General features: G+C 75.9%; 8 protein-coding genes. 4 read left to right on the top strand and 4 right to left on the bottom strand.

All coding sequences use genetic code 11. The features are described 5' to 3' along the window. Positions 1 to 937: two-component system response regulator (locus ACFUEL_RS30050; protein ID WP_380239928.1), on the bottom strand; the 937-nt coding region annotated here is incomplete at its 3' end. Positions 938 to 1,613: 676 nt separating this feature from the next. Between ACFUEL_RS30050 and ACFUEL_RS30045 the strand changes: the two genes are divergently transcribed. The 3 genes from ACFUEL_RS30045 (at position 1,614) to ACFUEL_RS30035 (ending at position 4,428) form a co-directional block, all read left to right on the top strand. Continuing rightward, positions 1,614 to 1,874 (top strand): hypothetical protein, encoded by a 261-nt coding sequence (locus ACFUEL_RS30045; RefSeq protein ID WP_380239927.1) that lies wholly within the window; start codon positions 1,614 to 1,616, stop codon positions 1,872 to 1,874. Then, entirely contained in the window at positions 1,862 to 2,764 is a 903-nt protein-coding gene (locus tag ACFUEL_RS30040; RefSeq protein ID WP_380239925.1) for a hypothetical protein, read from the top strand. The genes ACFUEL_RS30045 and ACFUEL_RS30040 overlap by 13 nt, the downstream gene beginning before the upstream one ends. A gap of 194 nt (positions 2,765 to 2,958) precedes the next feature. Then, positions 2,959 to 4,428 (top strand): FAD-binding oxidoreductase, encoded by a 1,470-nt coding sequence (locus ACFUEL_RS30035; RefSeq protein WP_380239924.1) that lies wholly within the window; start codon positions 2,959 to 2,961, stop codon positions 4,426 to 4,428. Between the two features lie 277 nt (positions 4,429 to 4,705). Here ACFUEL_RS30035 and ACFUEL_RS30030 read toward each other — a convergent pair whose 3' ends face one another. The 3 genes from ACFUEL_RS30030 to ACFUEL_RS30020 all read right to left on the bottom strand — a co-directional run bounded on the left by ACFUEL_RS30030 (position 4,706) and on the right by ACFUEL_RS30020 (position 7,725). Further along, the gene (locus tag ACFUEL_RS30030; protein WP_380239923.1) at positions 4,706 to 5,977 is read right to left on the bottom strand and encodes an alpha/beta hydrolase family protein; all 1,272 of its coding nucleotides are present in this window, start codon (positions 5,975 to 5,977) and stop codon (positions 4,706 to 4,708) included. Positions 5,978 to 6,238: 261 nt separating this feature from the next. After that, a complete protein-coding gene (locus ACFUEL_RS30025; RefSeq protein ID WP_380239922.1) occupies positions 6,239 to 6,505 on the bottom strand; it encodes a hypothetical protein in 267 nt (88 codons plus the stop codon). A 95-nt stretch (positions 6,506 to 6,600) separates the two neighbouring features. Next, on the bottom strand, positions 6,601 to 7,725 hold the full coding sequence (locus tag ACFUEL_RS30020; protein ID WP_380239929.1) for an MFS transporter: 1,125 nt from the start codon (positions 7,723 to 7,725) through the stop codon (positions 6,601 to 6,603). 178 nt (positions 7,726 to 7,903) lie between these two features. Between ACFUEL_RS30020 and ACFUEL_RS30015 the strand changes: the two genes are divergently transcribed. Beyond that, a complete protein-coding gene (locus tag ACFUEL_RS30015) occupies positions 7,904 to 8,158 on the top strand; it encodes a lipopolysaccharide assembly protein LapA domain-containing protein (RefSeq protein ID WP_380239921.1) in 255 nt (84 codons plus the stop codon). Positions 8,159 to 8,185 lie beyond the last annotated feature (27 nt).

The raw sequence follows: 8,185 nt of genomic DNA, 5'->3' as shown, positions 1-8,185 counted from the left end.
CCGCCCACGGGTCGACCGGCTTGGGCAGGAAGTCGGCGGCGCCCGCCGCGTACGCGCGCGCCGCGTGGTCGGAATCGCTGCCGATGGCGGTGACGAAGACGATCGGGATGTCCCTGGTCCGGGCGCGGCCGCGGATGCGCGCGGCGGTCTCGTAGCCGTCCATGCCGGGCATCTGCACGTCGAGCAGGATCGCCGCGTAGCCGTCCGGCTCCATCAGCGCCCGCAGCGCCTCGGGACCCGAGGTCGCGGAGACCAGGTGGTGGCCGTGCGGGCCGAGCAGCGCCTCCAGCACCACCAGGTTCTCCGGACGGTCGTCCACCAGCAGGATCTTCGGGGCCGGGCCGCCGCCGTCCGCCACCGCCCCGGTGGGCGCGGGCGGCGCCGTCGTGGTGCCCTGCTGCTGCTCCAGCAGGGCGAGTTGGCGCCGCAGCAGGGCGCGGCGGGCACCGGCACGGGCGCCCTGCTCACGGGCCAGCCCGGACTTCTCGGCCAGCAGACCGGCCTGCGTGCAGCCCGCGCCCCCGTCCGTCTCCAGCTCGGCCAGCGCGCGCTCGGCCTGCCCGGCCAGCTCCTGCGCCTGCCTCATCTCCCGCTCCGCGGCGTGCAGTTGCTCCTCCAACTGGCACACCGCCCGCCCGATCGGCCGGGCGGTGCGCAGCGCCGCCATCCGGGCCCGGCACAGCCGCTCGCGAACCGCCGGATCGGCGCCGCCCTCGCCGCGGACGTCGTCCAGCAGCGCCTCGACGAACTCCCACGGCGGCACCCGCACGCCCTCGAGGTACCCCGTGAGCACCTCCCGGTCCAGCCCGTGGCGGGCCGCCAACTCCTCCACCGGGAGCCCGAGTCCGAGGAAGAGCGTGCGCACCCGACCGGCGAACTCGCGCTGCACCGCGCCGACTCCGGCCGCCAGCGGCGGGAGGCCGTCCACGGCCGTCACCAGCCGCACCCCGCCGGGAGGGCCGAACCCGGCCGCACCCGCGCCGGCACCACCACCCGCGTCCCACCCCGCACCCGCACCCGCACACCTCCACACGCTCCGGTCGACCCGTCCGCCGGTTCCGGGCAGCGTCCAGCCGCACGGCAGCGACGGCGCGCGATCACCCGCGATCGCGACCGGCCGAGACGGTGACAATACGACACCCGGAACGCAAATGACGCCCAGTCAGGTCACGGTTCGGAGGCGGTCGGCGACGCACCGCCCACCCGGCACCTCCCGGGGCCGCCCCTCCCACAGGACGGTCCCGGCCCGTCCTCGTTCGCGACGCCCGCCCGACGGACGGGGCGGACCGGTCCATCGGCTGCGCACGATCGGTACGGGCTGTTAGGGTCGTCGACCGGGTCCCTCCGGGGGGAGGAGAACAGCCCGAACAGCCCGCTGCCAAGCGGCCCGGGGCCGTCGGTCCAGGACTTCGAGCTCGGCAGCGTCCTGCGCAGGACTGCGGGCCGCCGGCACGGACAGCTCGGGCCGGTGCTGAACGGGGCCGACCTGACCAGCCGCAACCCCGCTGCGGACGCGGACGGGTACAGCGCGACCGACGACGGGCCCTCCCGGCAGACGGCGATGTCGGGCGAGCACCACCACAGCAACCGGGATTCTTCGGACGGGGGGAACGATGCTGACGTACGAACAGCTGCCGAACGCACCGCTGGACGCCTTGCAGGAAGCCGCGCTCCGGTGGAAGGCCGCGGCGGACCGCCCGGGGAGCAGCAGAACGCCCACCGGGTCCCGCCGCTCGTCCGAGACGGACACGGCGATCCTGCCACCGGTCGACGAACCGGAGGCCGGGCGCGAGAACGACGAGCGCTACCTGGCCGAGCACCCGGAGGAGCACCGGGCCGACGCGATCACGCAGGTGCGTCCGTGGCCGAACTGACGGGGAGGGAGCTGCGGCGCAGGGTGTGCGCCGTGCTGCTGGTGGTGTTCTGTGCGGGGGTGCTGCTGCTCGAGGTGCCGGTCGTCGCGGGGTGGCGGGCCGACCGGCGGCTGGAGGAGATGATGGCGCAGCCCTCCGACCTGCCGCCCGACTGGGAACCGGGCAGGGGCTCGCAGGGGGCGGGCCTCCTGGTGGGGGAGCTGATCAGTGACGGCTCCACCCGGATCTGGTCGAACGGCCGGCTCCAGGTGGTGCAGACCGTCGAGCGCTACCACACGCCGACGCTCGCCGCCCTGCTGGACGGGTGGCCGGGCGGCTCGCGGGGCGGGCTGCCGCCGGGGTTCGACGGGGCGCTGCCGGGCGCCGGCGAACTGGGGGCCGATCCCGAGGTCGGTTACCGGACGGAGCGCTACGACGGCACCGAGCAGTCCGTCCGGGCCACGGTCAGGCGCGGACAGTACCTGGAGACGATCTCCGTGCGCAGGATCTTCCGGACCGTCGGCTACGCCGCCGAGGACCGCTCGCCGCTCACGCCGGCCGAAACCGCCGACGCCGTGCGGCGGGTGGACGCGGCGGCGGCACGCGGGTCGGGAGCGCGCTCCCCGCTGCCCTGGCACGTGCTGGTCTGGGCGCTCACGGGGACCGGCGCGGCCTGGAGCCTGCGCGGTACCCGGCGGATCGTGCTCCCGCGGCGCCCGCTGGCGATCGCCACCGCCGTGCTGCGGCTGTCGGCGCCGGTGGTGGCGCTGGTGCTGCTGCGGGTCGGGCAGGACGGCGGCCGGTGGGCGTCCGCGCTGCTCGCCGGCCTGGCGCTGTGGGCCGCACCCGCCCTGCTGGCGCCGCGGCCCGCCCCGTCGCGCCCCGTGCGGCCACCGGCGCGCGCGGACTGACGCCCCGGCGGGCGCGCGCCGTGCGCGCTGGGCCATCGGGCGCACTCCGGCGGGCCGCGGCCGGGCGGCGGCGGCGGGTGGCGTGACGATCGGCGCAGGAGCCCCCGCACGCCCGGTGCGGGGGAGGAAGGTGCGCCGTGACAATGAATCGTCGTCGTTTCCTGGCCGTCGGAACAGCGGTGGGGGTGGGACTGATGGCGGGTGCGTCCCCGGCCAGGGCGAGGGCCGGCAGCGGGACCGGGGCGGTGGAGGCGTTCCCGGCCCGGCAGCGCGGGTGGCGCGCCGCCCCGCCGGACTGGCAGGCGCTGCGGCAGCGCCTCGGCGACCGGCTGGTGCTGCCCGCCGACCCCGGGTACGGGACGGCCCGGCTCGGCTTCAACGAACTCAACGACGGCCAACTCCCCGGCGCGGTCGCCAAGTGCGCCACCGCCGACGACGTCCGGGCCTGCCTGGACGTCGCCCGCGGCCACGGCATCCCGATCGCCGCCCGCAGCGGCGGCCACAGCTACCTCGGCTACAGCGTCCCCGACCGCGGCCTGGTGATCGACCTGCGCGCGATGAACACCGTCCGGGTGAACCCCGACGGCACCGCCGAGGTCGGCGCGGGCGCCCGGCTGATCGAGGTGTACGCGGGCCTCGCCGCCGCCGGCCGGCTGCTGCCCGGCGGAACCTGCCCCACCGTCGGCATCGGCGGCCTCACCCTCGGCGGCGGCATCGGCGTCCTGGCCCGCAAGTACGGCCTGACCTGCGACCGGCTCGCCGCCGCCGAAGTGGTCACCGCCGACTCCTGCGTGCGCACCGCCGACGCCGAGCACGAGGAGGGCCTGCACTGGGCGCTGCGTGGCGGCGGGGGCGGCAACTTCGGCGTCGTCACCCGGTTCACCTTCGACACCCCGCCCGCGCCCGGCCTGACCGTGTTCATCGTGCCGTTCCCCGCCGGATCCGTCGCCCAGGTGCTCGGCGGCTGGCAGCAGTGGTGCGCCGACGCCCCGCCCGAACTGTGGGCCAGCTGCCAGGTCTCCGGCGGCAACCCGCCCACCTGCCGGATCGTCGGCTGCTGGGTCGGCGACCCGTCCGGCGCGAACCAGCAGATCGACCGGCTGGTGCGACTGGCCGGCACCGCGCCCACCGGGCGCACCGTCGCCGCCAAGGACTACCTGGCCGCGATGAAGTTCATGGCCGGGTGCGCCAACGACACCGTCGCCCAGTGCCACCCCACCTGGGAGGGCGGCCGGCTCACCCGCACCGGCTTCGTCGCGGTCTCCCGGATGTTCGGCCCCGGCCCGGTCGACCCGGCCCGGCTCACCGAACTGATGACCGGCCGCACCGGCGTCGACCTGCTGCTCGACTCGCTCGGCGGCGCGATCAGCGGGATCGCCCCCGACGGGACGGCCTTCCCGCACCGCGACTCGCTCGCCAGCGCCCAGGTCTACGCGGGCGCGACGCCCGCGAACGCGGACCGGGTGCGGGCCACCGTCGACGAGATCCGCGACGGCCTCGCCCGGCTCGGCGCCACCGGCGCGTACGTCAACTACATCGACGCGACGCTGCCGGACTGGGGGCGGGCCTACTACGGGCAGAACCTGCCGCGACTGCAACGGGTGGCCCGGCAGTACGACCCGGACGGGGTGTTCGCCTTCCCGCAGTCGGTCACGGCGGCCTGAGCGGGAGCCTTGCCAGAGGGCCCCGACAGAGGGCCCGACAGGGGCTCGGGGAACGGCGAGGCCGTGGCTGCTGAGGGTTCACTGCCGGTGCGTGCGGGGGCTTTTGGTTCTGTTACGGCACGCAGCAGCACGGACACTCCGATGGGCTCCGGCCGTCAGCAGCACGGACCCGCCGTTCCCCGGGCCCCTGGTGGTGCATGCCCGTCTGCCGACAGTTCCCCGGGCCCCTGGTGGTGCATGCCCGTCTGCCGACAGTTCCCCGGGCCCCTGGGGGGTTCTAGCGTTCGTAGGTCATCTCGGGGAAGCGCGCCGACGGCCCGTCCAGCAGGTGGTCGTCGTGGCCGCGCAGCCAGCGGTCGAAGAAGGAGGCGGTGTAGGCGCGGGTGGCGGCTTCGGCGCGGGCGGGGGTGATGTCGCCGATCTCGGCGCGGAGGGTCTCGGGGGAGAGGGCGCCCTGGTGGGCGAGTTGGGGGAGGAGGGATTCGGCGTCGGTGTAGGAGGCGTGGCGGGAGCCCTCCAGGGTGACGTCGGCGTGCCAGCCGGTGCTGTGGTGCCAGAGGGCGTCCCAGCCGGGCTGCTGGTGGTAGGGGCCGGAGTCGGGGCTGCGGGTGCCCATCAGGAGGAAGGGGCGGTCGAGGCCGTCCTCGGCGACGGTGGGCAGGAAGACGCCGGTCTGCCCGTCGGGGCCGGGGAAGTGCAGTTGGCCGTCGAGGTCGATCGCGGCGCGGATCCGCGGGTCGTCGTGCATGGCCTGCAGGGCGGTGAAGCCGCCCGCGGAGTGGCCGGCCATGCCGATCCGGGTCAGGTCGAGGGAGTCGGCCAGGCCGGCGGGGAGGTCGGGCCGGTCGCCGAGGCAGGCCAGCCGGTCCAGGACGAGGCGGGTGTCGGCGACCCGGGCGTCCAGGGACCTGCGCAGGACCGCGCCGATGTCGAGATCCGGGTCGCCGAGCATGCCGGGGAGTACCGAGGTGGCCAACTCCCCGTCGGGGAAGGAGACTTCGGAGGCTTCGTAGGTGTGGTCGACGGTCACCACCACGTACCCGCGGGAGGCCAGGTCCTCGACCAGGGCGGTTCCCCAGGTGCGCGGGTCGCCGAGGCCGGCCGAGTACAGCACCACCGGGCGGGGGCCGCCGGGGAGCACCGGGGCGTCCGTCCGGGCGTGGGTGCGGATCGAGGACCAGTCCGTACTGCCCGGCGTGACACCGTAGTTGATCAGCCCGATGCCGTCCGGCCCGCCGAAGTGGGCCCCGGCGGCCGGGGTCGTGTACGGGGTGCGCGGGCCGGTGGAGGGGCGGGCGGCCGGGTACCAGAGGCTCACCATCAGTTCGCGGGTGCGCCCGGCCGTCCACGGGTCGGGGCGGGAGTCGTCGGTGAGCCGCAGCGCGGTCGTCCCGATCGCGAACGGGCCGGTGGGGTGGGGGAGTCGGGCCGTCGCCTGCCGGTGCGGGGCCGGGCCCCCGTGCGCTGCGGCCGGGCCCGGCAGGGCCGTCGTCGCCGCCAGTGCCGCGAGCAGCAGCGCCGCCCCGGTCCGTCCCCGCCTGCCCGTCATGGGAAGTCCCCTCGTGTCCGCCGCCGGTTGACGGGCCCCACCGTACGGGGGCGGACGGGCGGCGCGCGCCCTACCGCAGGGCCAACCGGCGGCGTGCTACCGGGGTATGACGCCCGATCAGGTGGCGGACGCCCGCCGGGGCAGGGCGGGCAGGCCGAGGAGCGGGAGGAGCGGGGTCGGCGCCCCGAGGTCCTGGTTCCGGGCGGCCCGGGAGGGTGCGTCCACGGAGAACACCTGGAACACCTGGCACGCCTGGAACGCCTAGAACACCTTGACCGCGCCGGTCAGCGCCAGGGCCCCGCCGAGCAGGAAGAACAGAGCACCCACCAGCCGCAGGACGGAGAGCCCCCGCGGGGGCGTCGTCCGGCCCGACTGCGCGTACTGGGCCGCCAGGAAGGCGGTGAACCGGTCCACCACCCCCCACAGGTTGAAGGCGAGGAAACAGCCGATCGTGAACAGGACGAGGCCGGAGCAGAGCATGAACAGGTACTCGGAACCGGGGTCCATCGTCCGGCCTGCCATCGGCATGGTCGCGCTCCTTCGTCTGCGTGGTGTTGCGGCACTCCTACCACGGCACGGTGGGGCGAGGGAAGATCCACAACCGGCGGGCGGTCAGTGGGCGGTCAGTCCAGGGACCGGGCCCGGCGCAGCAGGAAGACGCCGGAGACGGCGGCCAGCACGGCCATGCAGGCGGTGAAGACCAGGCCCGCGTCCGGCAGGCCGAGCGGGCCGTCCAGCAGCCCGACCCCGATCACCGGGATCGAGATGCCCAGGTAGGCGACCACGAACAGCAGCGACAGCACCCCGCCGCGGTGGGCTTCGGGCGCCGCCGCCGCGACCTCGCCGACCGCGCCGCGCAGCGCCATGCCCTGCCCGGCGCCGCCGACCAGGGCGGCCAGCACGAGCGGGGCGAGGGCGTGGGTGGCCAGCGAGAGGGCGAGCAGGCCCAGGCCGCCGATCAGCACCAGGCAGCCCAGCGGGACCGCCCGCCGCGCCCCCAGCTTCGGCACCAGCAACTGGCCGCCGGTGGAGGCGAAGAACGCCGAGGCGACGACCAGCCCGACCACCGCGTGGTTGTGCACGCCGACCTGCTCGGCCAGGAACGCGGGCGTCACCGAGGTGAACACCCCCAGCAGCGCGAACCCGGCGAACGCGGCGACCGCCGCGGGCCCGAACACCCCGCGCACCCCGGCGGGCAGCGACGGCCGCCGCGGTCGCGCGGTGCGCAGCGGGCGCGCCCCGGCCACGCTCTCCGGCAGCGTGCACAGCACCGCGAAGGACAGCGCCAGCAGCACCAGGTGGACGGCGAACGGCAGGACCAGCGGCCGCGCCGCGTACTGGGCCAGCAGCCCGGCCAGCAGCGGACCGCAGCCCAGGCCGCCCATGTTGGCGGCGGTCGCGGCGAAACCCGCCCGGCCCCTGCGTTCGGGCGGGGCGAGCTCCAGGACGTACGCGGTGGCGGTGCCGGTGAACAGGCCCGCCGCGAAGCCCGACAGCAGGCGGCCCGCGAACAGCCAGGCCAGGCCCTGCTCGGCGAGGAACGCGACCGCGCTGGCCGCCGCGCACACCAGGCCGGCCAGCAGCACCGGCCGCCGCCCCACCGCGTCCGAGACGTTGCCGAACAGCAGCAGCACGCCGATCACCCCGAACGCGTAGACGGCGAACACCACCGTCACCATCAGCTCGGAGAAGCCGATCCGCTCCTGGTACAGCCCGTACAGCGGGGTGGGCAGCGTGGTGCCGGCCATGCAGACGGCGAACGCGGCCGCCGCCCCCAGGTACCCGCCGCTTCGACGATCGCTCACCTCCCCACCGTAGGCAGCCCGTCGGGGCGGGGGGAACCGGCGCGCCGGGGGCGGACGGGGGCGGACCTGGCCGCCCCGGGCCGACGGGCCGAAGCGGGGCATCCCTCACATAATGGTCCGTATGGCTGACAAGACGAGCAGTGCGGACCGGCCGGCCTCGGTCACCGTCGGCGGCCGCGAGATGCGGATCAGGACCATCGCGTTCCTGATCCTCGGTGTCCTGGCGGTCTGGTTCATCGCCGTGAACACCGCCTCCGTGCAGATCCGCCTGTGGATCCCCACGGTCACCCTCCCGCTGTGGCTGGTGCTGCTGGTCACCCTGCTGGTGGGTGCCGCACTCGGCTGGCTGCTGGCCCGCCGCCGGGCCCGGGGCTAGCCGGGCCGGGGATCGGACGGGTCGGGG

This window comes from Kitasatospora sp. NPDC057198 (assembly GCF_042670125.1).
GTDB lineage: Bacteria > Actinomycetota > Actinomycetes > Streptomycetales > Streptomycetaceae > Kitasatospora.
The sequence above is the reverse complement of the archived record's forward strand: the minus strand, read 5'-3'. Positions and strand labels throughout refer to the sequence as shown.

Bases quoted from the DNA above. Each gene is read 5' to 3' on its own strand.
- ACFUEL_RS30045 (WP_380239927.1), top strand. From the start codon at position 1,614: ATGCTGACGTACGAACAGCTGCCGAACGCACCGCTGGACGCCTTGCAG.
- ACFUEL_RS30035 (WP_380239924.1), top strand. From the start codon at position 2,959: ATGGCGGGTGCGTCCCCGGCCAGGGCGAGGGCCGGCAGCGGGACCGGG.
- ACFUEL_RS30030 (WP_380239923.1), bottom strand. From the start codon at position 5,977: ATGACGGGCAGGCGGGGACGGACCGGGGCGGCGCTGCTGCTCGCGGCA.
- ACFUEL_RS30025 (WP_380239922.1), bottom strand. From the start codon at position 6,505: ATGCCGATGGCAGGCCGGACGATGGACCCCGGTTCCGAGTACCTGTTC.
- ACFUEL_RS30020 (WP_380239929.1), bottom strand. From the start codon at position 7,725: ATGGCCGGCACCACGCTGCCCACCCCGCTGTACGGGCTGTACCAGGAG.
- ACFUEL_RS30015 (WP_380239921.1), top strand. From the start codon at position 7,904: ATGGCTGACAAGACGAGCAGTGCGGACCGGCCGGCCTCGGTCACCGTC.